Source organism: Aquamicrobium ahrensii (assembly GCF_040545755.1).
Lineage (GTDB): Bacteria > Pseudomonadota > Alphaproteobacteria > Rhizobiales > Rhizobiaceae > Mesorhizobium > Mesorhizobium ahrensii.
Genome location: NZ_JBEPMN010000008.1, coordinates 110136 through 134410 on the forward strand (window position 1 = coordinate 110136; position 24275 = coordinate 134410).

The window sequence follows — 24275 nt, forward strand, 5'->3', positions numbered from 1 at the left end:
AAAAAGCTCACTTTCCAAGCGTCTGGCTCGCTCCGCGAACCGACCGGGAGCTACATTGCGCATTGATGTTCTCAATTGAAAAAATCCGCCGTGACTGGTTCTCCAACATTCGCGCCGATATCCTCGCCGGCGTCGTCGTCGCCCTTGCCCTGATCCCCGAGGCCATCGGCTTTTCCATCATCGCGGGCGTCGATCCGCGGGTCGGGCTCTACGCCTCGGTGGTCATCGCCATCGTCATTTCCTTCGCCGGCGGCCGCCCCGCCATGATCTCGGCCGCTACGGCCGCCACAGCGGTGCTGTTCGGCGCGCTGGTGCGCGAGCACGGGCTTCAATATCTGCTCGCCGCCACCATTCTCGCCGGCGTCATCCAGATCGTCGCCGGCTGGCTGCGCATCGGCTCCATCATGCGGTTCGTCTCGCGCTCGGTGATGACGGGCTTCGTCAACGCGCTCGCCATCCTCATCTTCATGACCCAACTGCCGGAGTTGATCGGGGTGACGTGGGAAACCTATGTTCTGATCGCCGCCGGCCTCGCCATTATCTACCTGTTTCCGAGGCTGACCAGGGTCGTGCCTTCCCCATTGATCTGCATTCTCGTCTTGACCGCTCTCGCGCTCGCGCTCGGAATAGACATCCGCACCGTGGCCGATCTTGGCGAGTTGCCTGCTTCCCTGCCCAGCCTGATGTTCCCCGATGTTCCGCTCAACCTCGAAACCTTGCTGATCATCCTGCCCACCTCGATCGCCGTCGCCGCCGTTGGCCTGCTCGAAAGCCTGCTGACCGCGTCGATCGTCGATCAGATGACAGACACAAACAGCGACAAGAACCGCGAGAGCATCGGCCAGGGCGTCGCCAACATCGCCAGCGGCTTCTTTGGCGGCATGGGCGGCTGCGCCATGATCGGTCAGTCGGTGATCAACGTGAAGTCGGGCGGCCGCACCAGGCTTTCGACTTTCACCGCCGGCGCCTTCCTGCTGTTCCTGCTGGTGGTGCTGGGCGATCTGGTCGGCCTCATCCCCATGCCCGCCCTCGTCGCCATCATGATCATGGTGTCGGTCGGAACCTTCAACTGGTCATCCCTGAATGATCTGCGCCACCACCCGCGCCGCTCCAGCCTCGTCATGCTGGCTACGGTGATCACTGTCGTCGCCACGCGCAATCTGGCGCTCGGCGTCGGCGTCGGCGTCCTGCTTTCGGGGATTTTCTTCGCCTGGAAGGTCGCGCAGATCTTCCGCGTCACCTCCACGCTTTCAGACGACAGCAGGCACCGGAACTATTATATCGAAGGCCAGATATTCTTTGCGTCCGCCGACGAATTCCTCCACGCCTTCAATTTTGCGGAACCGCTGGATGGGGTCACCATCGACGTCAGCCGGGCCCATATCTGGGACCTCACCGGCGTCAACGCCATCGACAAGGCCGTTCTCAAATTCCGCAGGTCCGGCGTCGACATCAAGGTTGTCGGCCTCAACGAAGCCAGCGCCACCATCATGGACAAGCTCGCCATGCAAAACCGCCCCGACGCTATGGAAAAGGTACTCGGGCATTAACGCCTCGCCAACGAGTCGCGAGGCTGCGGGTACGGCGGCGACCGAACAGCCAGTTCAACCATGGAACGAAATATCTTCCCACTCATTGGTATGTTTCGGGCGAACCCGCGCTCGGCAACATCTGGAGGCACAATTGAAAAAAATCATGTCAGCATTCTGCGCCAGCTCGCTCAGCTTGGCGTTTGGGATGGCGGGCGTCGCTCCTTCCGCCGCAGCTCCGGTCGCGCCTGTGGCGCCAATTACCGTGTCGGGCGTCCAGTCGGACTTTCAAACCATCCAATACAAGAGGCAATTGAGGAAGCGCCCCAATCATCAATCGAACGCCAATCGGCGAGGGCACTGGAAAGGATATACAGGCCAGCGCAGTCAGCGCAGGGGCTATCGCCGTCACTCGGACGGTTTCTGGTATCCCTTGGCCGCGTTCGGTCTTGGTGCAGCAATCGGCGGCGCTATCGCCAATCAGCCGCAGGGCGGTAACGCACATGTGCAATGGTGCTATGGCCAGTATCGCAGCTACCGCGCATCGGACAATACGTTCCAGCCCTATAATGGACCGCGAAGGCAGTGCCGCTCGCCCTACTGATCAACTAATTTTAGAGAGAAAAGCCGCCCGCCATCCTTCTGGATGACGGGCCTGTCGCCGGACAACAGACCGTCGGCGTAGAGGCGCGCCGGTAGGCGCAACGGCCGTTCACGCGTGCAGCGCCAGACCGAGCGCCTTGAGCGCGGCTTCCTGAAAGGCCTCGCCCTGCGTCGGGTGCGCATGGATGGCGCCGGCGATGTCTTCCAGCCGCGCGCCCATTTCCAGCGCCAGCCCGAAAGCGGCCGACAGCTCGGACACGCCCTGCCCGACCGCCTGAACGCCCAGCACCAGATGATTGTCCGCCCGCGCCACCACGCGTACGAAGCCGTCCTCGCCCTGCCTTGTCATGGCCCGGCCATTGGCGGAAAAGGGAAACATTCCGATCTTGATTTCGCCCTGCGCCTTCGCTTCCTCCGGAGACAGTCCGGCTATCACCAGTTCGGGATCGGTGAAGCAGATGGCGGGAATGGCGCGCTTGTCCCAACTGCGCCGGTGGCCGGCGACGATTTCGGCCACCATCTCGCCCTGCGCCATGGCCCGGTGCGCCAGCATCGGCTCGCCGGTGACGTCACCAATGGCATAGACGCCACGCATGGAGGTGCGGCAGCGGTCGTCGATGCGGATGAAGCGGCCCTTCATGTCGAGGTCGATCTCTTCGAGACCCCATCCCTCCGTCACCGGCTTGCGGCCAATGGTGACCAGCACCTGGTCGGCGGCGATCTTCCTGTCCTTGCCGTCGGCGGTCTCGACCAGCAGCGCATCGCCTTTCGAGGACAGGCCTTTGGCCTTTGCCCCGACCAGGACGTCGACGCCAAGGGCCGCAAGCCGCTTCGAAACCGGCCGCACCAGCTCGGCGTCATACAGGGCAAGGATGCGCGGCAGGGCCTCGACGATGGTCACCCTGGCGCCCAGCCTGGCGAAGGCAATGCCGAGCTCCAGTCCGATATAGCCGCCGCCCACCACGGCCAGTTTCTGCGGCACGCCCTTGAGCGACAGCGCTTCGGTGGACGAGATCACCCGTCCGCCGAAAGGCAGGGAAGGCAGTTCGACCGGCGCAGAACCGGTGGCGATGACGACATTCTCGGCCCGGATGATCTGCAAACCTGTTTCGGTCTGGACCTCGATCGTCTTGCCGTCCCGAAAACGCGCGTGGCCCTGCACATATTTGACCCGGGCCTTTTTGAGCAAGCCTGCGACACCGCTGGTAAGTCGGCTAACTATACCATCTTTCCAGGCCAGCGTTTTTAAGAAATCGAGTGTCGGCGCGCTGGCGGAAATTCCGAGAGGATCGTCATTTCCGGCGCGATGAACCGCCTTTTCGAACTCATCGGCGGCATGGATCAGGGCTTTTGAGGGTATACAGCCGATGTTGAGGCAGGTTCCGCCGGGTTTTCCGGCCTCGACGATTACTGTGTCCAGTCCGAGCTGCCCCGCCCGGATGGCGCAGACATAACCGCCCGGACCAGCGCCGATGATCAGAAGCTTGCAGGATATCTCCTTCATTCGGCCATTCCTTCGCTCAATTTATTTAGCCGGCATCGGAATATTGGCCGCATGGTCATTCTCCCACGAAAATCATGGCCGGAGTTTCGAGCAGCCCTTTGATGCGCTGCACGAAGACGGCGGCGTCCCAGCCGTCGATGACACGATGGTCGAAGGAGGACGACAGGTTCATCATCTTGCGCGGCACGAACTGCGCGCCATCCCACATGGGCCGCACCATCATCTTGTTGACACCGATGATGGCCACTTCCGGATAGTTTATGACCGGCGTCGTCACCACGCCGCCCATCGCCCCGAGCGAGGTGATGGTGATGGTGGAGCCGGACAGTTCCTCGCGCGTCGCCGTGCCGGATTTCGCAGCTTCCGCCAGCCGGTTCAGTTCGACGCCGCTCTCCCAAAGGTCAAGCGCCTCCGCGTGCTTCACAACCGGCACGACGAGACCGCTGGCGGTCTGTGCGGCGATGCCGATATGCACCCCGCCATACTGGCGGATGACGCCGGCGTCGTCGTCATAGAGAGCGTTGAGATGCGGTTGCTCGGCAATGGCTCTGACCATGGCGCGCATGAGGAAGGGCAACAGCGTCAGCTTCGGCCTATCCGAACCCGCCTTTTGCTTGTTGAGCCCGGCACGCAGCTCTTCCAGCGCCGTGACATCCACCTCTTCGACATAGGTGATGTGCGGAATGCGCGTTTTGGCGAGTTGCATCTTCTCAGCGATCTTGCGACGCAGGCCGACAACCTTGATCTCCTCGACCTTGTCGCTGCGCACGAGGCCGGAGCCCCTGGTCGCCTGAGCGCCGCGCGCGATGAAGGCGTCGAGATCTTCATGCCCGATGCGGCCGGCCGGGCCGCTGCCCGGCACTTGCCGCAGATCGACGCCGGCTTCTTTCGCCCTGAGACGCACTGCGGGCGAAGCCAGCGGCTTCTCGCCTTCGCGGCGCGGCGCGCTGACCCCACGCACCCCGCCCTGCCGGGCCGTGGTCGGGCCTGGAGTCGGAGTCGCCGCAGGCTCCCCACCGCGCTCCGAAACAGAAGGCATCGCCGCCTTGTCGGGAGCGGAAGCTGCTTTTTCTTCCTGACCGGAGGCTTCGGGAGCCGCCTGTGGTTCCGGCGACGCCTCGCCATGCCCAGTATTGCCCTCGCCGGCCACCTTGAGCCGCACGATGGGTGAGCCGATGGCGACCGTGTCGCCGATCTCCGCGCCAAGCCACAGGATTTCACCGTCCACCGGCGAAGGAATCTCGACCGTCGCCTTGTCGGTCATCACGGCGGCCAGAACCGTGTCCTCGCGCACCATGTCGCCGACCTTGACGTGCCATTCGACCAGTTCGGCTTCCGCCACACCCTCGCCGACATCGGGAAGCCTGATGACATGTTCGCCCATCTCAAGCCTCCATCGTTTCCATGAGCGCACGGCCGACGCGCGCCGGGCCTGGGAAATAGTCCCATTCCTGCGCATGCGGATAGGGCGTGTCCCAGCCCGTGACCCGCGCTATCGGCGCTTCCAGCTGGTAGAAACAGCGCTCCTGCACCAGAGCGGCGAGCTCGGCGCCGAAACCCGAGGTCTGCGTCGCCTCGTGCACCACCACGCAGCGCCCGGTCTTGCTCACCGAGGCGACGATGGCGTCGAGATCGAGCGGCAGCAAGGTCCGCAGATCGATGATCTCGGCGTCGACGCCCGTCTCCCTGGCTGCGGCTTCGGCCACGTAGACCATGGTGCCGTAGGCCAGGACGGTGACGTCGTCGCCCTCGCTCCGGATCGCGGCCTTGCCGAGCGGCACGGTGTAGTGCCCGTCCGGCACCTCGCCCAGCTCATGCTTCGACCAAGGCGTGACCGGGCGTTCGTGATGTCCGTCGAACGGGCCGTTGTAGAGGCGTTTCGGTTCGAAGAAGATCACCGGATCGGGGTCTTCGATCGCCGCGATCAGAAGGCCCTTGGCGTCACGCGGATTGGACGGCACCACCACCTTCAGACCGGAGACATGGGTGAACAGCGCCTCCGGGCTCTGGCTATGGGTCTGCCCGCCGAATATGCCGCCGCCGGACGGCATGCGCACCACGATCGGACAGGTGAAATCGCCATTGGAACGATAGCGCAGCCGCGCCGCCTCCGAAACGATCTGGTCATAACCCGGATAGACATAGTCGGCGAACTGCACTTCCACGCATGGCCGCAGCCCGTAGGCCGCCATGCCTATGGCGGCGCCGACAATGCCGGATTCGTTGATCGGCGCATCGAAACAGCGGCTCTTGCCATATTTGGCCTGCAAACCGGCCGTGCAGCGGAACACGCCGCCGAAGAAGCCGACGTCCTCGCCAAACACGATGACCCGCTCGTCGCGACCCATGGAAACATCCATGGCGTCGCGAATGGCCTCGATCATGGTCTTGCGCGCCATGGCCTACACCCCCGCCTGCTGGCGCTGACGCCGTAAATGCGGCGGCATCCGCTCATACACCCCTTCGAACATGTCGCGCATGGAAGGCTTGTTGCCGGAGTGCAGCGTGCCGTTTTCTTCAGCCGCTTTCTGCGCCGCGATCACCGTATCGAGAATTTCCGCTTCCGCCTGGGCATGTCGTTCCTCCGACCACGCGCCAAGCCGGATGAGATGATTCTTCAGCCGGATGACCGGGTCGCCGAGAGGCCAGGCATCCGATTCGGCCTTGGGCCGATAGGCGGAGGGATCGTCGGAGCTCGAATGCGCGCCGGCGCGGTAGGTTACGTGCTCGACCAGCGTCGGTCCCAGATTGCGCCGCGCCCGTTCGATCGCCCATTTCGCCACCGCATGCACGGCGAGGTAATCATTGCCGTCGACCCGTAGCGCCGGAATGCCGAAGCCAAGACCGCGCGCGGCGAATGTTCCCGAGCCGCCGCGGGCGATCCCCTGAAACGTCGAAATCGCCCACTGGTTGTTGACCACATTGAGCACCACCGGAGCCTTGTAGGTGGAGGCGAACACCAGCGCCGCGTGGAAGTCGGATTCAGCCGTCGATCCATCGCCGATCCAGCCCACGGCGATACGATTGTCGCCGCTGATGGCCGAAGCCATCGCCCAGCCCACCGCCTGAATATACTGCGTGGCCAGATTGCCGGAGATCGAGAAGAAGCCATGCTCCTTCGAGGAATACATGATCGGCAGTTGCCGGCCTTTCAGGGGGTCGGCCTCGTTGGAATAGATCTGGTTCATCATGGTGACCATCGGATAGCCGCCCGCGATCAGCAGCCCGGCCTGACGATAGGTCGGGAAATTCATGTCGCCCGGCGCCAGCGCCTTGCGAAAGGCGCAGCTTACCGCCTCCTCGCCCAGATGCTGCATGTAGAATGAAGTCTTGCCCTGCCGCTGCGCCATCTGCATGCGCGCGTCGAAGGCGCGCAGCGTCATCATATGGCGCAGGCCCTCAAGCAGTTCCTCCTCGGAGAGCAAGCCGGACCAGGGCCCGACAGCTTCGCCGGCCCGGTTGAGAACCCTGATGATGGAAAAGGCGAGGTCTCGGATGTCGCGCGGATCGACATCGATCTCGGGACGCGGCACGGAGCCGGCCTTCGGGATCGGCACATTCGAAAAATCCGGCGCCCCGCCCGGTCTCACCTCCGGTTCAGGCACGTGAAAACGCAACATTCCGGTATCGGTCATGACCTCTCCTCCTGTCGCCACGTCCGATCATCGCACATTATCGCGGCCTGACCAGCAGCGACGCGGTTCGCGGCGGCGATGGAGCGATACTGGCAGGAAACCGGAGCAATTTCCCGTTTTTGACGATCATCCGGCGGCAATAATGGGAACAGGAAATGCTCGTCCACGAAGCAATGCTGCGCGCCGGCATTTCGTTCCCACACATCCGGCCACTTCGCGGAACCTGCGCCAGGGATTTGAAACACCGCCTGGGGCGAACCGGGGCGGCATTTGCACACTTCGTCGTTCGGGACCGGTTCCTACTTACCCACGGCGTGCTAAAAGACCGCATGGCACAGAAGAAAGCACATGAAGTCGATTCCTGGCTGGCGAGGCCGGATCCGGGAACTTTCCTCGTTCTGCTCTACGGCCCTGACCGTGGGCTCGTAGCGGAACGTGGCAAGGCTTATGCTGAACGCACCGGCCTGCCGCTGGACGACCCGTTCAGCGTCGTGAAACTGGATGGTTCGGAAGTTGAAAAGGGCGAGGGGCGGTTGTCCCAGGAAGCGCACACCGTGCCGATGTTCACCGATCGCCGCCTTCTGTGGGTTCGCAACGCCGCCGGCCAGAAGGGGCTCGCCGACGAGGTGAAAGCTCTGCTTGCCACCCCGCTCCGTGACGCGACCATACTCATCGAGGCGGGCGACCTGAAGAAAGGCGCGGCGCTCCGCACGGTTGTCGAGACGGCGCAAGGCGCCATGGCTCTGCCCTGCTATGCGGACGACAGCCGCGACATCGAGGCCGTCATCGACGACGAGTTGCGCAAGGCGGGCCTGACCATGGCGCTGGAGGCAAGACAGGCGCTGCGCCGTAATCTCGGTGGCGATCGTCTCGCCACCCGCGCGGAATTGCAGAAGCTTACGCTCTACGCGCAAGGTCAGTCGGAAATCTCTCTGGAAGACGTCAGGATGATGACCGGTGACGTGTCGGGGCAATCTCTCGATGATGCCGTGGACGCTCTCCTCGACGGACGCATCGGCGATTTCGACATGGCTTTCGCGCGTCATTGTCAGGCCGGGGGTCAGCCGTTTCTGGCGCTGTCCGGCGCAATGCGCCAGTTTCATGCGCTCCACGCCATGCGCGGTGCAATGGAGGAAGGTGGCCGCAACGCCGCTTCGGTCGTGGCCGGCGCTCGGCCGCCCGTTTTCTTCTCACGGCGAAAACTCATCGAACGCACACTGGAGCGCTGGCGCCGGCAATCCATCGAACGCGCATTGGCCCGGCTTCAGAATGCTGTCCTGCAATCGCGTCGCCGTCCCGAACTCGCTTCAGCGCTGGTCAGGCAGGCCCTGCTCGGAATCGCTGTGGAAAGCGCGCGCCTTTCGCGGCAGTGATTTAAAAAAGCAATGATAATACAATTAGATAAGAAAAAGGCCCGCTGCGTTGCGGGCCTGATTGTCGAAATCTAGAGCTTCAGCTTGCGGCACAGTTCATCGAGCTGGTCGAGCGTCTTGTAGGCCACGCGCAGTTCACCGCCCCGCTCCTTGTGGGCGATCGTGACCTTCATGCCGATCGTGTCGCCAAGCAGCTTTTCCAGCGCAAGCGTATCGGCGTCCTTTTCAGCAGAGGCCGAAGAGCGGCTTTCGCGAACGGGCGCTTCCGGCGCTTGCGCCAGCGCTTCCGCCTGACGCACCGACAGCCCTTCATCGATGATGCGCCTGGCCAATCCCACGGGGTCTTCGACCGTGACAAGGGTTCGCGCATGGCCGGCGGACAAAGAACCGTCGACCACAAGATCGCGGATCACGTCGGGCAGCTTCAGCAGGCGCAGCGTATTGGCGACATGACTGCGGCTCTTGCCGATCACCTGCCCCAGATCGGCCTGGCTGTAGCTGTGTTCCTCGATGAGTTGCTCATATCCCAACGCTTCTTCGATCGGATTGAGATCGGCGCGCTGCACGTTTTCGATGATGGCCAGTTCAAGCGCGGTGCGATCGCTGACCTCGCGCACGATCACCGGAATCTCGACCAGTCCGGCCCGCTGGGCGGCGCGCCAGCGGCGTTCGCCCGCAATGATCTCGTATCGTCCCTGCTGCTCGGCGGCAGGGCGCACCACAACCGGCTGGACGATGCCATGTTCGCGAATGGACTGCGCAAGATCCGTCAGTTCAGACTCGCCGAAATATCGGCGCGGGTTGCGCGGATTGGGAGCGACGAACTCGATCGGAACCTTGCCGTCGGCTGTGGTCACCGGCTTTTCCGGCTCCACCGGCCGGTCGATTTCACCGATCAGAGCCGCCAATCCCCGCCCCAGCCGCTTTCTTGAAGGATCTTCGCTCATCGTTCACCAAAACCGTTTCATTACCGAATCAATCTATCGATTTGCTGGATTTCATGCTGCTCGCAACCTGCGCTCACGCCGTATGACTTCCGAAGCGAGCTGCAGATACGCCTGGCTACCGGAGCATTTCAGATCATACAATATGGCCGGCTTGCCATAGGACGGAGCTTCAGAGACGCGGACATTCCGCGGAATGACGGTCTCATACACCTTCTCACCCATATGCGCGCGCACATCCTGCACCACCTGATTGGCCAGGTTGTTCCGACCATCGAACATGGTCAGCACGATGCCCTGGATCTCAAGTTGCGGATTGATCGAGCCCCGCACCTGCTGAACCGTCTCAAGCAACTGACTGAGACCTTCCAGCGCGAAAAACTCGCATTGCAAAGGAACCAGAACCGAATCCGCAGCAGCCATGGAATTGAGCGTCAGAAGATTCAGCGACGGCGGACAATCGATAAGAACGTAGGTGAACGGATTGGCGCGCTCCGATGTTGCACGAAGAGCATTCCGCAATCGCAGAACCCTGTCCGGAGCGGACGCGATTTCCATCTCGACGCCAAGCAGGTCCAGAGTGGACGGCACGATCGCCAGCCCCGGCACCGCCGTCTGGACGGAGGCCTCCTCGATGGTCGCTTCCCCGGTCAGAACGTCATAGGACGAAACAGGACGGTCCTTGCGGTCAACGCCGAGCCCGGTGCTGGCATTTCCCTGCGGATCCAGATCGACGATGAGAACCTTTTCGCCGATAGCCGCCAACGCGGTGGCGAGATTGATGGCCGTTGTCGTCTTGCCGACACCGCCCTTCTGATTCGCCACGGTTATGATACGGGGTTTGCTGCTGATCATGCTTTCCTGCCGGAATTTCATTCCGATAGACGTATGCGTTTATCTGACGCTTAAACCACTGATCTCGAGTACGACTCCTTCGGAATCCGTCGAGCTTTTATGTTCTACCAGATCGAATGACCAACGTTGACTGCTTTCTTCAATCTCGGCCCGGTAATCCCGGCCTTTATGGAAGAGCGCCAAGGCTCCTCCCAGCAACCACGGAGACGCCAATTCGAGGAGTAAGGGCAAAGCCGCCAGCGCGCGCGCGGTCACCACTTGCGGCTTGTCCACAAACGCCGGCGCGTCTTCGATCCGCCGGGCGATGACACGAGCAGGAAGATCGAACTCGCCGGTCATCGCCTGCAGAAAGCCCGCCTTCTTGCGGTTGCTTTCAACGAGATCGATGGCGCCACCACGATCCCGCATCAGAAATGCCAGAACGATACCCGGGAAACCGCCTCCCGACCCGAGATCCAGCCACCTTGTCGCAGCCGGCGCCAAAGCGGCAAGTTGGGCGCTGTCCACGATATGCCTGCCCCAGACATCCGACAATGTGGAATTTGCAGCGAGATTGATCCGCTGATTCCATTTCAGGAATTGGCCTTCAAATAGCAACAGGGCTTCAAACGTTTCACGTGAAACGGGGCCAGCAGCCGTTTGCAGCGCCACAAACCGCTTGTCGCTCATGCCGCGCCCTTCCGCAGGGTGGTTTCGTAATTTCGGATGTGAGCGACGATGATCGCCAAAGCCGCCGGGGTCATGCCTTCGATACGGTTCGCTTCGGCGATCGAACGCGGTTGCCTCAGCTTCATTTTTTGCTTCAGCTCATTCGACAGACCCGGAACATTGCCAAAGTCCATATCACGCGGGATCATCCGGGATTCCTCAGCCTGTATCCGCGCGACATCCGCCTTCTGCCTCTCCATATAGACGGCGTATTTTGCCTCGATCTCCAGAGCTTCAGCCGTTTTCCTGCCGATCGCGTCGAAGGCCGGATCAAGCCTGGCCAACCATCTAACATCGACGCTCTCATAGCTGAGCAGTTCATAGGCCGTGCGACGTACGCCATCCTGATTGATCACCAATCCAAGGCGAGAAGCTTCGCGCGGAGTGAGTTCAATTGATCGCGCCAGATCCCGAGCCCGGTCCAGCGCCTTGCGGGACCGTTCAAAATGAGATGCTCGTTCACGCGAGGCGATACCCAGATGGACGGCCAAAGGTGTCAACCGTTCGTCTGCGTTGTCAGCACGCAGCGACAGGCGGAACTCCGCTCTCGAGGTGAACATTCGATACGGCTCGGTCACGCCTCTGTGGATCAGGTCGTCCACCATCACGCCTATATACGCCTCCGTCCGGCTTATGGTGATCAGCTCGGAACCCGAAGCGCAATGCGCAGCATTGATCCCCGCCAGCAAGCCCTGACCGGCGGCTTCCTCATAACCCGTGGTGCCATTGATCTGCCCCGCCAGAAACAAGCCCTTTACCCGCTTTGTCTCAAGTGTGGCGTCAAGCTCTCGCGGATCGATATGATCATATTCAATGGCGTAGCCGGGCTGCAGCATGTCGGCCTTCTCCAGCCCCGGTATGGTCTTGAGGATATCAAGCTGAACGTCTTCCGGTAGCGACGTCGAGATACCGTTCGGGTAGACGGTGTGATCGTCCAGACCTTCCGGCTCCAGGAATATCTGGTGCGTATCACGGTCGCCGAACTTGACGATCTTGTCCTCGATGGAAGGGCAATAGCGCGGACCGATACCCTCGATCGAGCCCGAATACATGGCCGAACGTTCAAGATTGGCCCGAATAAGTTCGTGCGTGGCGGATGTGGTTCGCGTTATGCCGCATTTGATCTGGGGAACTGTGATGCTCTCCGTCATCGTGGAGAACGGCACGGGGTCGTCATCTGCGGATTGCAGATCCAGCGAGTTCCAATCGATGGTTCTTCCATCGAGACGCGGAGGTGTTCCGGTCTTCAGGCGACCAAGCCTGAACCCCGCGCGGGTCATGGTTGCCGAGAGCCCGGTGGTTGCCTGCTCATTCATGCGGCCGGCAATGATCTTTCGATCCCCGATATGGATGAGTCCGCGCAGAAACGTTCCGGTGGTGAGAACTACCGAGCCGCACTGTAACTTCCGGCCATCCGCCAGAACAATCGAGGCTATTCTGCCCTCAGATATTTCAAGATCATGAACCTCGCCTTCGAGAACATCGAGATCCGCCTGCTGGCGTAACGCGGCCTGAACGGCCAGCCTGTAAAGCTTGCGGTCCGCTTGCGTCCGGGGGCCTCGTACCGCAGGCCCTTTGCGCCGATTGAGCATACGGAACTGGATGCCGGCCTCATCGGCCATTCGGCCCATCAAGCCATCGAGAGCATCGACCTCCCGGACAAGCTGGCCTTTGCCAAGCCCGCCAATGGCCGGATTGCAGGACATCACGCCGATCGTATCGGCGCGTAGGGTTATCAGCGCCGTGGCTGCGCCGGCGCGCGCCGAAGCGCTTGCAGCTTCACATCCGGCATGCCCACCACCGACCACGATTACGTCGTAACTGGACTTCATTTCGATTTCTCTGTTCGTTAGAGACAGATGTTCATGCGCTGACGCCGTGTCAATGGTGTTTGCCATTGTTTCACGTGAAACGAACGGCTCGTTATCGGGCGGGCGTGTTTCACGTGAGTCAGCTTTTGTCACAGTGTTTCACGTGAGTCACTTGCCAATACAAAACTGCGAAAAGATGACGTCCAGCAGATCTTCCACATCGATCGCACCGGTAATGCGCCCGAGAGCGTCCGCGGCCAGCCGAAGCTCTTCCGCTCTGAGTTCGAGAGGTTGCCCAAAGCCGCTCCTGGCCTTCCTCAGATGGCGAAGTGTGTCACTCAATAATTCCACATGTCGCAATCTTGTTGGCAGAACGTCGCCCACCAAGGACAGGCTTTGTTCCGCGCGCCGCCGTATGGCTGCGAGAAGCCCCGCTACGCCCTCGCCCGTCAGAGATGAAATGGTGAGATCATAGGTCTCCCCCTGCTGATCGGGGTCGCAGTCCAGATCGAGCTTCGTTCCCACCTTGATACTATCGGATTTGAGCCAGTCGGTTTCCACGGGTTGTGGAGCGGACATGTCTTCAAGAGCCAGCACAAGGTCGGCTTGCCGGCTTCTCTCTCTCGCTTTCTCAATGCCTATCGCCTCGATCGTTCCGGCATTTTCCCGCAAGCCCGCGGTATCGGTGATCACGATCTTCAGTCCGCCAAGGTCCAGCGTCACATCCAGAAGGTCACGGGTCGTCCCTGGTTCGTCAGTGACGATCGCGACGTCACGTCGCGCAAGCGCATTGAACAGGCTTGATTTGCCCGCATTCGGCGCGCCCAGTATCACCACCTTGAAGCCATCCTGGATAATTTCAGCGGCAGCAAAGCCCTTGATGTGTGTGCTCACATCTTCTGCAAGGTTTTCCATATCGGCCCATACTGTATCCGCGAGAGAGCCGGGAACGTCGCTTTCGTCGGCGAAATCGATTTCGGCTTCGATCATCGCACGGGCATGAATGAGGCGCTGCCGCCAACCCGTATAGAGAGCGCTCTGGGCGCCGTCGGCGTTGCGTTGCGCAAATCGCCTTTGGGCCTCTGTGTCCGCATTGATCAGATCCGCCAAAGCCTCGGTTTGTACAAGATCCAGCTTCCCGTTCATGAAAGCGCGGCGGGTGAACTCTCCGGCTTCGGCATGGCGCACCCCCGGCATAGCCGTGAGAGCGGTCATCAAAGCTTCCACCACAGCCCGGCCGCCATGTATCTGGAACTCGGCGACGTCCTCCCCGGTAAAGCTGTGCGGCGCGGGGAAATATATCGTCAATCCCCGGTCCAGTATCGCCTTGTCGGGATAGGAATACAGGGTCCGGAGCGCAGCCCGACGCGCCAATGGTGCTTCACCACAGATCGTTTCGAGAACGAATCGAGTATTTGGCCCCGAAACCCTGATGACCGCAACGCCGGCGGGAAGACGTCCGCTCGACAGCGCGACGATGGTTTCACCGAATATCATTTGCTCCACGCCGCAAACCCATCTACCAGTTGAACGTCTTTCTCAGCCAAGGGCGGCCATATGAGCTTACCGCCTCGCAACCTGCTTGCCGATCAAGCCAGCCCCTATCTGCAGCAGCACGCCGCCAACCCCGTGCACTGGCGGCCCTGGTCCTCTTCCGCACTGCAGGAAGCCCGGGACCTCGACCGCCCTGTTCTGCTCTCGATTGGCTATGCTGCGTGCCATTGGTGCCATGTCATGGCCCATGAAAGCTTCGAGGACAGTGAGATAGCGGCGGTCATGAACCGTCTGTTCGTCAATATCAAGGTGGATCGCGAAGAACGGCCCGATATAGATCAGATCTACATGGCCGCCCTGACGGCCATGAACGATCAGGGCGGCTGGCCGTTGACCATGTTTCTGACGCCCGATGCAAAGCCCTTCTGGGGCGGCACCTACTTCCCGCCCCGCGCCCGTTTTGGTCGGCACGGCTTTATGGAGGTGCTCGAAGCAGTATCCGGCGCATGGCGAAACAAGCGAACCGACATACTGCGCAGCGCCGATACGCTAAGCGGCCATATCCGCGCCAGGCTTGGCCCATCCCATGAGAAAGGCGCTCTGCGTGCGGAGACCCTTCCCCATATCGCGGAGAGCATCCATGCCATGATAGATGGCGAAGCCGGAGGCTTGAAGGGCGCGCCGAAATTCCCGAACGCACCCTTCATGCACGCATTGTGGCTGTCCTATCTCAACACCGGCGATGTCGCACATCGATCGGCCGTTATCGTCAGTCTGGAACATATGCTGGCCGGCGGCGTCTACGATCATATTGGCGGCGGACTGGCGCGCTATTCCACGGACGCACAATGGCTGGTGCCGCATTTCGAGAAGATGCTTTACGACAATGCGCAACTGCTGCGGCTGGCCAACTGGGCCTTTGCCGACGGCGGCCCGGAATTGTTCCGTATCCGAATCGAGGAAACCGTTGATTTCCTGTTGCGTGAAATGAAGGCGGATGGCGGCGCGTTCGCCTCCAGCCTCAATGCCGATAGCGAGGGGGAGGAAGGGCTTTTTTACGTTTGGGACAGGCAGGAAATCGAGGACGTTCTGGAAAAGGATTCCTCGCTCTTCTTCACTCATCATTCCCTTGCGAAACCGCAATCGTGGGAAGGCAAGCCGATCCTGTTCCAGACGCATGAACAGGCATTGAAGTCCGCTATCTGTTCAGACAGCCTGAAAGCGCCCAAACAGAGATTGCTGGAAGCGAGGGAAAAGCGCACCCGCCCAACCCGCGACGACAAGGTTCTGACCGACTGGAACGGGCTGGCGATTGCAGCTCTCGCCGAATGTGGCCGCTCATTCGAGCGGCCGGAGTGGGTGGAGACTGCGCGCATGGCCTTCCGGCATATCATCGATACCGCCAGGGAAGGCCGCCTGCCGCATTCCACACTGGGCGACAAAGCCCAGTTCCCTGCCCTGTCGAGCGACTACGCCGCCATGACAAACGCTGCGATTTCACTTTTCGAGGCGACCGGAGAAACCATTTTCATCGCTCATGGCCGGCGCTTCATCGAGCAACTCGATCGGTGGCATGGCGACGAAACCGGAACCGGTTACTATCTTACCGCGTCGGATAACAATGATGTGCCTATGCGCATCCGGGGCGATGTCGATGAAGCCATCCCTTCCGCAACAAGCCAGATCATCGAAGCGCTCACACGTCTGGCTTCTGTGACCGGCGATACGGATATCCAGGAGAAAACCTGGCGCGTCGCCGAACATGCTGCGGGTCGGGCCAGCCGGCAAAGCTACGGACAGATTGGCATCTTCAGCGCGTGTGAACTGGCCCGCCAACCGCACAAATTGGTCCTGATCGAAGAGCCTGAAAATCCCAAATACGTTCCGGTAGCGAATCGATGCCCGGATCCGCGTCGAATCGACCTTGTTACGACGATCGGTGACACAGCGAGCGTCAGCCTCCCGGGAGGCTTGACGCCTTCGACCGACAAACCGGGCGCCTATCTTTGCACCGGGCAGACCTGTCTTCCAGTGATCACGGATCCCGCCATGCTTCAAAAAGCACTGAAGGCGAGATCTTAGGTCCCGCCTTCAGATAACAGTACCGATCCAATCCTATCGGGAATCAGGTATTCATCGAATCGAAGAAGTCCGAATTGGTCTTGGTCTGCTTGAGCTTGTCGATAAGGAATTCGATCGCATCGGTCGTACCCATCGGCGCGAGAATGCGGCGCAGCACGAAGATCTTCTGCAAATCCTGACGCGCCACCAGCAGGTCTTCCTTGCGGGTGCCGGACTTGAGAATGTCCATCGCCGGGAAGATGCGCTTGTCGGCCACCTTGCGGTCCAGCACGATTTCCGAGTTGCCCGTTCCCTTGAACTCTTCGAAGATCACTTCGTCCATGCGGCTGCCGGTATCGATCAGCGCGGTCGCGATGATGGTGAGCGATCCGCCTTCCTCGATGTTGCGCGCCGCGCCGAAAAAGCGTTTCGGACGCTGCAATGCGTTGGCGTCCACGCCGCCTGTCAGCACCTTGCCCGAGGACGGCACGACAGTGTTGTAGGCGCGGCCCAGGCGGGTGATCGAATCAAGCAGGATGACGACATCGCGCCCGTGCTCGACCAGGCGCTTGGCCTTCTCGATGACCATTTCAGCGACCTGCACATGGCGGGCAGCCGGCTCGTCAAAGGTCGAGGACACGACTTCGCCCTTCACCGAGCGCTGCATGTCGGTCACTTCCTCGGGCCGCTCGTCGATCAGCAGCACGATCAGATAGCATTCGGGATGGTTGGTGGTGATCGAATGGGCGATGTTTTGCAGCAGCACGGTCTTGCCGGTGCGCGGCGGCGCCACGATCAGTCCGCGCTGGCCCTTGCCAAGCGGCGCCACCAGATCGATCACGCGTGGCGAGATATCCTTGGTCGTCGGATTGTCGACCTCCATCTTCAGCCGCTCGTTCGGATAGAGCGGCGTCAGATTGTCGAAGTGGATCTTGTGTCGGATCTTTTCCGGATCGTCGAAATTGATCGTGTTGACCTTCAGCAAGGCGAAATAACGCTCGCCTTCCTTGGGGCTGCGGATCGGTCCCTCGACGGTGTCGCCGGTCTTGAGTGAAAAGCGGCGAATTTGCGAGGGCGAAATGTAGATATCGTCCGGACCCGGCAGATAGTTGGCGTTGGCCGAGCGCAGGAAGCCAAAGCCGTCCTGCAGCACTTCAACGACGCCATCGCCGATGATTTCGATGTCCTGCGCCGCCAGTTTCTTGAGGATGGCGAACATCAGCTCCTGCTTGCGCATGACGCTGGCGTTCTCGACCTCGAGCGATTCGGCGTAGGCGATCAGCTCTGGCGGCTTCTTGTTCTTGAACTCTGCGAGTTTCATTTCCTGCATGGCGGGACTCTGGATGTGCTGGGCGGGGAATCGGCGAATGCGATGGATTGCCGGACGCGGTCGAATGGGAAAGACGAACGGCGCAAGGCGAAAAGGAGGGATTTCCTTTTACCGCCACACTGGCCAAAGAGCAAGACAGCTTTTGGGTGCGTCAGAACGGCTTGACGATCACCAGAATGACGATGGCGATCATCAGCAAGGTAGGAACTTCGTTGACGATTCGCCAGTGCTTCGCCGTTTTTTCATTACGATCCTCGGCGAACTTGCGCGCTGCGGCCGAAAGATATCCATGAACGCCCGACATCAGGACCACCGCGGTGATCTTGGCGTGCAGCCAGCCGCCCTGAAAGCCGAACCCTTTCCACGCAAGCCACAAGCCGAGAACCCAGCTCACCGTCATCGCCGGATTGATGATGGCCCGCAGCAGGCGACGTTCCATCACCTTGAAAGTTTCGGACTGCACCGAACCCTTTTCCGCATCGGCATGATAGACGAACAGGCGCGGCAGATAGAGCATTCCAGCCATCCACGAAATCACGGCGATGACGTGGAAGGCCTTGATCCAGTTGTAAACATCCTCGGAAGCGACAAGAAAAAGCGCCGCCGCCAGTGCGATGAGGATAACAATCGCCACCAGCGCCCGGAAGGCGGCGTTGCGGTTGCTCGCCTGAACATTGGTCATCAGCCGGTTTCCCCGCGCACCTGACGCACCATCGCCTCGACATGGACGATCGGCGTTTCAGGAACGATCCCGTGCCCAAGGTTGAAGATGAACGGCCCGCCCTTCAGGGCGTCGAGGATCGCCGCCACGCCATCGGACAGCGCCTTGCCGCCTGCGACCAGCCGCAACGGATCGAGATTACCCTGCACGGCTCCCTGCTTCTGCAATTCGATTGCCTGGGACAGCGGCGCCGACCAGTCGAGCCCCAATGCAGTCACGCCGGTCTTCTGGCGATAGGTTCCATAGAGCGTCCCCGCTCCCTTGGGAAAACCGATGACCGGCACATCCGGGTGAACTTCATGAACCTTGCGCACGATACGCGCCACCGGTTCCACGCAGAACGCCTCGAAAGAAGCTTCGTCGAGCACACCCGACCAGGAATCGAAAATCTGCACCGTATCCGCGCCCGCTTCGATCTGACGGATCAGATAGGCTGCGGACTGGTCGGCCAGCAGGGCGAGCAATTTCCTGAAAGCCTCCGGTTCGCGATAGGCGAACAGCCGCGCTGGCGCCTGGTCTGGCGTGCCATGGCCGGCGATCATGTAGGTGGCGACCGTCCAGGGCGCGCCGCAGAAGCCGATCAGCGTCGTTTCATGCGGCAATTGCGCGCGCAGACGCCGCACCGTCTCGTAGACGGGTTCCAGATTCACGTGAAACGCTTCCGTGTCGAGCGCATCGATTTCACCGGGTGTGATCGGCGTCAGCAAAGGACCGCGGCCTTCCTCGAACCTCAGGTCGCGGCCAAGCGCATGGGGCACGACGAGAATGTCGGAAAACAGGATCGAGGCGTCGAAACCGAATCGCTCGATCGGTTGCAGCGTCACTTCGACGGCCCTGTCGGGACTGTAGCAGAGATCGAGAAAGGAGCCCGCCTGCTTCCGGCTCTCGCGATATTCCGGCAGGTAGCGGCCTGCCTGCCGCATCATCCATAGCGGCGGCGGGAACACCGCCTCACCTTTCAGAACCCGCATCATTTTCCGGTCGGCGCTCATTGCGTCTCGCTTTCAGGACCCAAATCTAAAAATAAATCTCTAAATGAGAGATTCTTTTGATTCTTAGAGTCTGTTGGAATCGGTGATTACGATCTTTCCCCGTTTGCGGCTTCGAAAGCCATCCAGCATTTTGTCGCGACTAAAATTGTCCTGCCTGTAGAATGCTGGGGACAATGGCGGAAACACGAACTGAATCAAAAAGATTCCAGATCGGTCCGGAATTCCGGCCTGTGGATCCAGGAGTCGCTTTGCCGCCTGTTCACGATCTTGTCCCCAGCCGCGAAACGAAATGCACGCCTGCCTGAATTGTGGACAAGCAGGCATCTGATACAGTCGCGCCCGGCCAGCCGTGGAATCTCTGCGCCTTGTCCACAGTCGCCCACAGAGCCGGATGTATAGTGTGAACAAGCCGCAAAGTTTCTTTCATCTGCATATGATTTCCGACGCCACCGGCGAAACGCTGCTGGCTGCCGGCCGCGCGGCGTCGGCGCAATACAAGGACGCGCGGGCCATCGAGCACATCTATCCGCTGATCCGGAACGAGAAGCAGCTGATGAAGGTGTTCGAGGAGATCGAGGAAGAGCCCGGCATCATCCTTTATACGGTCGTCGACCAGAAACTGGCGCGCCTCATAGACGAGCGCTGCGCTTCCATGGGCCTGCCGTGCGTTTCGGTTCTGGAGCCGGTGCTGACTGTCTTCCAGTCCTACCTGGGCACGCCGGCCGGCCGCAGGGTCGGCGCGCAGCATGTGCTGGACGCGGATTATTTCCGCCGTATCGATGCGCTCAATTTCACCATGGAGCATGACGACGGGCAATTGCCGCTCAACATGGACGACGCCGACATCGTGCTGATTGGAATTTCGCGCACGTCCAAGACGCCGACCAGCATTTATCTGGCCAATCGCGGCATCAAGACGGCCAATATTCCGATCGTTCTGGGCGTGCCGGTGCCGGAAAGCCTGATCCGGGCGACCAAACCGCTGATCGTGGGGCTGGTGGCGACGACGGAGCGTATCTCGCAAATCCGCCAGAATCGCACGCTCGGCAACACAAGCGGCTTCGAAGGCGGCAACTATGTCGACCGGGCCTCGATCACGGAAGAACTGGCCTATGCACGCCAGATCTGCACGCGCTACAACTGGCCGATGATCGATGTCAGCCGTCGATCGATCGAGGAGACCGCCGCCGCCATTCTTGCCCTGCGCAACAAGAGCCGGTAATCGCTGACTCCAGCCGCAACAGAAGCCAGAGGGTCCCATGGCCGAGAAACTCATCCTTGCTTCCGGCAGTTCGTTCCGTAAGGCGATGCTGGTCGATGCGGGTCTCGATATCGAGGCTGTGCCTGCCGAAATCGATGAGCGCGCCGTGGAAGCGCCGCTGGCGAACAGCGGTGTTTCACCGGAGGATGTGGCGATGATCCTCGCGGAAGCTAAGGCTATCGAGGTCAGCCAGAGACGCCCGGGCGCTCTGGTGCTGGGCTGCGACCAGACCCTGTCCTTGGGTGACGAGGTGTTCCATAAGCCCGCCGATATGGAAGGCGCGCGCCGCCGGCTGCTCTCCCTGTCGGGCAAGACCCATCAGTTGAACAGTGCCGCGGTTCTGGTGCGCGATGGCGCGGTGTTGTGGCGACATGTCGGCATCGCCAGCCTCACCATGCGTCAGCTCGAACCGGCCTTCATCGGTCGTCATCTGGCGCGGGTGGGCGACAGGGCTCTGTCCAGCGTCGGAGCCTATCAAATCGAGGGCGAAGGTATCCAGCTTTTCGAGAAGGTCGAAGGCGACCACTTCACCATTGTCGGCCTGCCGCTTATGCCGCTGCTTGCCGAACTGCGCCGGCTGGGAGCCATCGATGGCTGAAATTGTGAGAAACGCCTTCGTTATCGGCCATCCCATTGGTCATTCGCGTTCGCCAAAGATCCACGGTCACTGGCTGAAGGCCTATGGTCTGGCCGGCAGCTACGAGGCGATTGACGTCGCACCGGGTGATCTGGCCGGCTTCATCGCGGATTTACAGGAAAACGGCTTTCGCGGCGGCAATGTCACCATTCCGCATAAGGAAGCCGTGTTCGAACTTGTCGACAAGATCGATCCGGCAGCCGGGCAAATCGGCGCCGTCAACACGCTGTGGTTCGAGGATGGCCGCCTATGGGGCGGCAACACGGATGCGCATGGCTTTGCGGCCAATCTCGACGAATATGCGCCGGGCTGGGCCGGCAATGGGCCAGTCGTCGTGCTTGGCGCCGGCGGCGCGGCGCGGGCCATCATCCATGCGTTGAAGGAGCGCGGCGTGCGCGACATACGCATCGTCAATCGCACGCTCGAACGGGCGCATGAATTGCGCGAGCGCTTCGGCGATGGTGTTTCGGCCCATCGGCTGGAGGCTGCAGGTGAATTGCTGTCCGATACCGGCCTGCTGGTGAACACCACCGCGCTCGGCATGCACGGCAACGAAGGCTTGCCGGCGGATCCGGCAGCGTTGCCGGATGGGGCGATCGTCACCGACATTGTCTATGTGCCTCTGGAGACGCCGCTTCTGGCGGCTGCGCGCGGGCGCGGCCTGAAATGCGTGGACGGGCTGGGCATGTTGCTGCATCAGGCGGTTCCCGGCTTCGAGCGATGGTTCGGGAAACGTCCGGTCGTGACGTCGGAGCTGCGAAATCTCGTTATGGCCGATCTGGGAGTTCGCGCATGATCGTGCTCGGCCTCACGGGCTCCATCGGCATGGGCAAATCCACCGCCTCCGCCATGTTCCGCGATGAAGGCGTTCCGGTGCACGATTCCGACGAAGCGGTGCATCGCCTTTATGCCGGAGCCGCCGCCCCGCTGGTCGAGGCGGCGTTTCCGGGAAGCACGGCCGATGGCGTCGTGGATCGCGCGGCGCTCGGCAAGCTGGTGCTGGGCGATGCGGCGGCGATGAAGAAGCTGGAGGGGATCGTCCATCCGCTGGTGCGCGCCGATGCCGATGCATTCCTTGCCCGGCAGCGAGCAGCCGGCGCGAAACTTGCGGTGCTCGACATTCCGCTGCTGTTCGAAACCGGAGGCCGCGATAGGGTCGAAAAAATCGTGGTCGTTTCCGCACCGGCCGATGTGCAGCGGGCGCGGGTGCTGGGACGACCGGGTATGACGCCCGAAAAATTCGAGGCGATAAGCGCCAGGCAAATGCCCGATGATGAAAAGCGCAGGTTGGCCGATTATATCATCGATACAAGCCAGGGCTTCGACGTCACCCGCGCACATATCCGCGAGATCATCGCCGAATTGTCTGGCAACAAGGAGCCATCTGGTGCGTGAGATCATTTTCGATACGGAAACCACGGGGCTCGATGCGCGCGAGGATCGCATCATCGAGATCGGCGGCGTCGAACTGGTGAACCGGTTCCCGACCGGCCGCACCTTTCACCAGTATATCAACCCGCAGGGACGCCAGATTCATCCCGAGGCGCAGGCCGTGCATGGCATCAGCGCCGACGATCTGGCTGGCAAGCCGACCTTTCCCGAGATCGCCGAAGAGTTCATGGCGTTTGTGGAGGGCGCGAAGCTTGTTGCCCACAACGCCACCTTCGACATGAATTTCATCAATGCCGAATTCGCCCGGCTCGGCCACCCCCCGGTGGGCTCGGAATTCGTGGTCGACACGCTGGCGCTGGCCAAGCGCAAGCATCCGATGGGTCCCAATTCGCTCGATGCACTGTGCCGCCGCTATGGCGTCGACAACAGCCACCGCACCAGGCACGGGGCGCTGCTCGACTCTGAATTGCTGGCCGAAGTCTATATCGAGCTGATCGGCGGCAAGCAGGCGGCGCTCGTGCTGGACACCGTCGTCGTGACCGGTGTCCAGCAGATCAGCACCGAGACGGTTGAGCTCAGGGTCGGGGCGCGTCCGGCGCCCCTGCCCTCCCGCTTGAGCGAGGCCGAACGCGCCGCGCATGACGCGCTGGTCGATTCGATGGGTGAAAAAGCCGTCTGGCTGCAGGTTGCGGATCGCACGGCGCCCTGAGGAAGCCGGAAAGATAACCCTATCGTATTGATTCTATTAGAATAACAGGAATTCGAGACGGCACAAAAAACCCGGCGAAAGGCCGGGTTTTTTTATCGTCATTCGGGCTGCGGCTCAGCTTACCTGGACCTTGGCCGCCGCCTGATCCTCGGCGAGCTTCTGCTGGAACATCTGCGCGAAGTCGATCGGGTCGAGCATCAGCGGCGGGAAGCCGCCGTTGCGGGTGGCGTCGGCGATGATCTGGCGCGCGAAGGGGAACAGCAGGCGCGGGCATTCGATGAACAGGATCGGCAGCATGTGCTCCTGCGGGAAGCCATCGATGTTGAACACGCCGCCATAGATGAGTTCGACGTTGAACAGCACATCCTTGTCGACCGTGGCCTTGGCCGTCAGCGACAGGTTCACGTCGAACTGCTTCTCCGAAAGCGGATTGGCGTTGACGTTGACGTTGATGGCGATGCCCGGGGCCTTGTCGCGGCCACGCAGCGAATCCGGCGCGCCGGGGCTCTCGAAGGACAGGTCCTTCACATACTGCGCCAGCACGTTGAGCGTGGGCTGCTGCTGGGTTGCGTTGCCATTGCCGTTCCCGGCTTTCTTTTCATTGTCGTCGGCCATGAGCCCTGTTCCTGTTTTCGGACCGTCCGGCCCCGAGATGATTTCGCGGGGTTGGCTATCACGCCAGGCCTGCCAAGACAAGTTTTTGGCAGGTTTGTCAT

At 61.1% G+C, this 24275-nt stretch carries 22 protein-coding genes; 9 read left to right on the forward strand and 13 right to left on the reverse strand.

Annotated features, from left to right (window positions below; all coding sequences use genetic code 11):
- Positions 1-65 precede the first annotated feature (65 nt).
- Together ABID44_RS12000 and ABID44_RS12005 are read left to right on the forward strand one after the other, a co-directional pair.
- Positions 66-1550 carry a SulP family inorganic anion transporter gene (locus ABID44_RS12000; protein WP_354151998.1) on the forward strand — a complete coding sequence of 495 codons (1485 nt, stop codon included), beginning with the start codon at positions 66-68 and terminating at the stop codon, positions 1548-1550.
- A gap of 145 nt (positions 1551-1695) precedes the next feature.
- Positions 1696-2133: a BA14K family protein gene (locus tag ABID44_RS12005; protein WP_354151999.1), complete on the forward strand. Its 438-nt coding sequence runs from the start codon at positions 1696-1698 to the stop codon at positions 2131-2133.
- A gap of 108 nt (positions 2134-2241) precedes the next feature.
- Here the strand turns inward: ABID44_RS12005 and lpdA are convergent, their stop codons facing one another.
- Genes lpdA through ABID44_RS12025 form a run of 4 tightly spaced genes read right to left on the reverse strand, consistent with a single transcriptional unit; the run spans position 2242 to position 7271 of the window.
- Positions 2242-3636 carry a dihydrolipoyl dehydrogenase gene (gene lpdA, locus ABID44_RS12010; protein WP_354151942.1) on the reverse strand — a complete coding sequence of 465 codons (1395 nt, stop codon included), beginning with the start codon at positions 3634-3636 and terminating at the stop codon, positions 2242-2244.
- 55 nt (positions 3637-3691) lie between these two features.
- A complete protein-coding gene (locus tag ABID44_RS12015; protein WP_354151943.1) occupies positions 3692-5020 on the reverse strand; it encodes a dihydrolipoamide acetyltransferase family protein in 1329 nt (442 codons plus the stop codon).
- Between the two features lies 1 nt (position 5021).
- Entirely contained in the window at positions 5022-6035 is a 1014-nt protein-coding gene (locus ABID44_RS12020) for an alpha-ketoacid dehydrogenase subunit beta (RefSeq protein ID WP_354151944.1), read from the reverse strand.
- Positions 6036-6038: 3 nt separating this feature from the next.
- Positions 6039-7271, reverse strand: a complete 1233-nt coding sequence (locus ABID44_RS12025; RefSeq protein ID WP_354151945.1) for a 3-methyl-2-oxobutanoate dehydrogenase (2-methylpropanoyl-transferring) subunit alpha — start codon at positions 7269-7271, stop codon at positions 6039-6041.
- A gap of 329 nt (positions 7272-7600) precedes the next feature.
- Between ABID44_RS12025 and holA the strand changes: the two genes are divergently transcribed.
- On the forward strand, positions 7601-8644 hold the full coding sequence (gene holA, locus ABID44_RS12030) for a DNA polymerase III subunit delta (protein WP_354151946.1): 1044 nt from the start codon (positions 7601-7603) through the stop codon (positions 8642-8644).
- A 71-nt stretch (positions 8645-8715) separates the two neighbouring features.
- On the opposite strand, the gene ABID44_RS12035 is transcribed toward holA, so the two are convergent.
- The 5 genes from ABID44_RS12035 to mnmE form a co-directional block, all read right to left on the reverse strand.
- A complete protein-coding gene (locus ABID44_RS12035; protein ID WP_354151947.1) occupies positions 8716-9591 on the reverse strand; it encodes a ParB/RepB/Spo0J family partition protein in 876 nt (291 codons plus the stop codon).
- A 51-nt stretch (positions 9592-9642) separates the two neighbouring features.
- A complete protein-coding gene (locus ABID44_RS12040; RefSeq protein WP_354151948.1) occupies positions 9643-10443 on the reverse strand; it encodes a ParA family protein in 801 nt (266 codons plus the stop codon).
- 39 nt (positions 10444-10482) lie between these two features.
- Positions 10483-11112 (reverse strand): 16S rRNA (guanine(527)-N(7))-methyltransferase RsmG, encoded by a 630-nt coding sequence (gene rsmG, locus ABID44_RS12045; protein ID WP_354151949.1) that lies wholly within the window; start codon positions 11110-11112, stop codon positions 10483-10485.
- Positions 11109-12983, reverse strand: coding sequence for a tRNA uridine-5-carboxymethylaminomethyl(34) synthesis enzyme MnmG (gene mnmG / locus ABID44_RS12050; protein ID WP_354152000.1), 1875 nt, complete (start codon positions 12981-12983; stop codon positions 11109-11111). The genes rsmG and mnmG overlap by 4 nt, the downstream gene beginning before the upstream one ends.
- Before the next feature lie 147 nt (positions 12984-13130).
- Positions 13131-14459, reverse strand: a complete 1329-nt coding sequence (gene mnmE, locus ABID44_RS12055) for a tRNA uridine-5-carboxymethylaminomethyl(34) synthesis GTPase MnmE (RefSeq protein ID WP_354151950.1) — start codon at positions 14457-14459, stop codon at positions 13131-13133.
- A 60-nt stretch (positions 14460-14519) separates the two neighbouring features.
- Between mnmE and ABID44_RS12060 the strand changes: the two genes are divergently transcribed.
- Positions 14520-16538 carry a thioredoxin domain-containing protein gene (locus ABID44_RS12060; RefSeq protein ID WP_354151951.1) on the forward strand — a complete coding sequence of 673 codons (2019 nt, stop codon included), beginning with the start codon at positions 14520-14522 and terminating at the stop codon, positions 16536-16538.
- A 43-nt stretch (positions 16539-16581) separates the two neighbouring features.
- Here ABID44_RS12060 and rho read toward each other — a convergent pair whose 3' ends face one another.
- The 3 genes from rho to hemE all read right to left on the reverse strand — a co-directional run bounded on the left by rho (position 16582) and on the right by hemE (position 19560).
- Positions 16582-17847, reverse strand: coding sequence for a transcription termination factor Rho (rho, locus tag ABID44_RS12065; RefSeq protein WP_354151952.1), 1266 nt, complete (start codon positions 17845-17847; stop codon positions 16582-16584).
- Positions 17848-17998: 151 nt separating this feature from the next.
- Positions 17999-18529 (reverse strand): protoporphyrinogen oxidase HemJ, encoded by a 531-nt coding sequence (gene hemJ / locus ABID44_RS12070; RefSeq protein ID WP_354151953.1) that lies wholly within the window; start codon positions 18527-18529, stop codon positions 17999-18001.
- Positions 18529-19560, reverse strand: coding sequence for a uroporphyrinogen decarboxylase (hemE, locus tag ABID44_RS12075; protein ID WP_354151954.1), 1032 nt, complete (start codon positions 19558-19560; stop codon positions 18529-18531). The genes hemJ and hemE overlap by 1 nt, the downstream gene beginning before the upstream one ends.
- A gap of 400 nt (positions 19561-19960) precedes the next feature.
- Here hemE and ABID44_RS12080 point away from each other — a divergent pair, with 400 nt between their 5' ends.
- Genes ABID44_RS12080 through dnaQ form a run of 5 tightly spaced genes read left to right on the forward strand, consistent with a single transcriptional unit; the run spans position 19961 to position 23559 of the window.
- Entirely contained in the window at positions 19961-20782 is an 822-nt protein-coding gene (locus ABID44_RS12080) for a pyruvate, water dikinase regulatory protein (RefSeq protein WP_354151955.1), read from the forward strand.
- Positions 20783-20819: 37 nt separating this feature from the next.
- Complete coding sequence (locus tag ABID44_RS12085; RefSeq protein ID WP_354151956.1) at positions 20820-21419, forward strand: Maf-like protein; 600 nt, start codon at positions 20820-20822, stop codon at positions 21417-21419.
- Positions 21412-22254, forward strand: coding sequence for a shikimate dehydrogenase (locus ABID44_RS12090; RefSeq protein ID WP_354151957.1), 843 nt, complete (start codon positions 21412-21414; stop codon positions 22252-22254). The genes ABID44_RS12085 and ABID44_RS12090 overlap by 8 nt, the downstream gene beginning before the upstream one ends.
- Positions 22251-22853, forward strand: coding sequence for a dephospho-CoA kinase (gene coaE / locus ABID44_RS12095; RefSeq protein WP_354151958.1), 603 nt, complete (start codon positions 22251-22253; stop codon positions 22851-22853). Before ABID44_RS12090 ends, coaE begins: the two co-directional genes overlap by 4 nt.
- Entirely contained in the window at positions 22846-23559 is a 714-nt protein-coding gene (dnaQ, locus tag ABID44_RS12100; protein WP_354151959.1) for a DNA polymerase III subunit epsilon, read from the forward strand. Before coaE ends, dnaQ begins: the two co-directional genes overlap by 8 nt.
- 114 nt (positions 23560-23673) lie before the next feature.
- Here dnaQ and secB read toward each other — a convergent pair whose 3' ends face one another.
- The gene (gene secB, locus ABID44_RS12105; protein ID WP_354151960.1) at positions 23674-24174 is read right to left on the reverse strand and encodes a protein-export chaperone SecB; all 501 of its coding nucleotides are present in this window, start codon (positions 24172-24174) and stop codon (positions 23674-23676) included.
- Positions 24175-24275 lie beyond the last annotated feature (101 nt).

Coding starts and splice junctions, on each gene's coding strand:
- mnmG (WP_354152000.1), bottom strand. CDS start 12,983: ATGAAGTCCAGTTACGACGTAATCGTGGTCGGTGGTGGGCATGCCGGA.
- ABID44_RS12090 (WP_354151957.1), top strand. CDS start 21,412: ATGGCTGAAATTGTGAGAAACGCCTTCGTTATCGGCCATCCCATTGGT.
- coaE (WP_354151958.1), top strand. CDS start 22,251: ATGATCGTGCTCGGCCTCACGGGCTCCATCGGCATGGGCAAATCCACC.
- ABID44_RS12015 (WP_354151943.1), bottom strand. CDS start 5,020: ATGGGCGAACATGTCATCAGGCTTCCCGATGTCGGCGAGGGTGTGGCG.
- secB (WP_354151960.1), bottom strand. CDS start 24,174: ATGGCCGACGACAATGAAAAGAAAGCCGGGAACGGCAATGGCAACGCA.
- mnmE (WP_354151950.1), bottom strand. CDS start 14,459: ATGATATTCGGTGAAACCATCGTCGCGCTGTCGAGCGGACGTCTTCCC.
- holA (WP_354151946.1), top strand. CDS start 7,601: ATGGCACAGAAGAAAGCACATGAAGTCGATTCCTGGCTGGCGAGGCCG.
- ABID44_RS12005 (WP_354151999.1), top strand. CDS start 1,696: ATGTCAGCATTCTGCGCCAGCTCGCTCAGCTTGGCGTTTGGGATGGCG.
- lpdA (WP_354151942.1), bottom strand. CDS start 3,636: ATGAAGGAGATATCCTGCAAGCTTCTGATCATCGGCGCTGGTCCGGGC.
- ABID44_RS12020 (WP_354151944.1), bottom strand. CDS start 6,035: ATGGCGCGCAAGACCATGATCGAGGCCATTCGCGACGCCATGGATGTT.
- ABID44_RS12000 (WP_354151998.1), top strand. CDS start 66: ATGTTCTCAATTGAAAAAATCCGCCGTGACTGGTTCTCCAACATTCGC.
- rho (WP_354151952.1), bottom strand. CDS start 17,847: ATGCAGGAAATGAAACTCGCAGAGTTCAAGAACAAGAAGCCGCCAGAG.
- ABID44_RS12060 (WP_354151951.1), top strand. CDS start 14,520: ATGAGCTTACCGCCTCGCAACCTGCTTGCCGATCAAGCCAGCCCCTAT.
- hemJ (WP_354151953.1), bottom strand. CDS start 18,529: ATGACCAATGTTCAGGCGAGCAACCGCAACGCCGCCTTCCGGGCGCTG.
- ABID44_RS12035 (WP_354151947.1), bottom strand. CDS start 9,591: ATGAGCGAAGATCCTTCAAGAAAGCGGCTGGGGCGGGGATTGGCGGCT.
- ABID44_RS12085 (WP_354151956.1), top strand. CDS start 20,820: ATGGCCGAGAAACTCATCCTTGCTTCCGGCAGTTCGTTCCGTAAGGCG.
- ABID44_RS12025 (WP_354151945.1), bottom strand. CDS start 7,271: ATGACCGATACCGGAATGTTGCGTTTTCACGTGCCTGAACCGGAGGTG.
- ABID44_RS12040 (WP_354151948.1), bottom strand. CDS start 10,443: ATGATCAGCAGCAAACCCCGTATCATAACCGTGGCGAATCAGAAGGGC.
- rsmG (WP_354151949.1), bottom strand. CDS start 11,112: ATGAGCGACAAGCGGTTTGTGGCGCTGCAAACGGCTGCTGGCCCCGTT.
- hemE (WP_354151954.1), bottom strand. CDS start 19,560: ATGAGCGCCGACCGGAAAATGATGCGGGTTCTGAAAGGTGAGGCGGTG.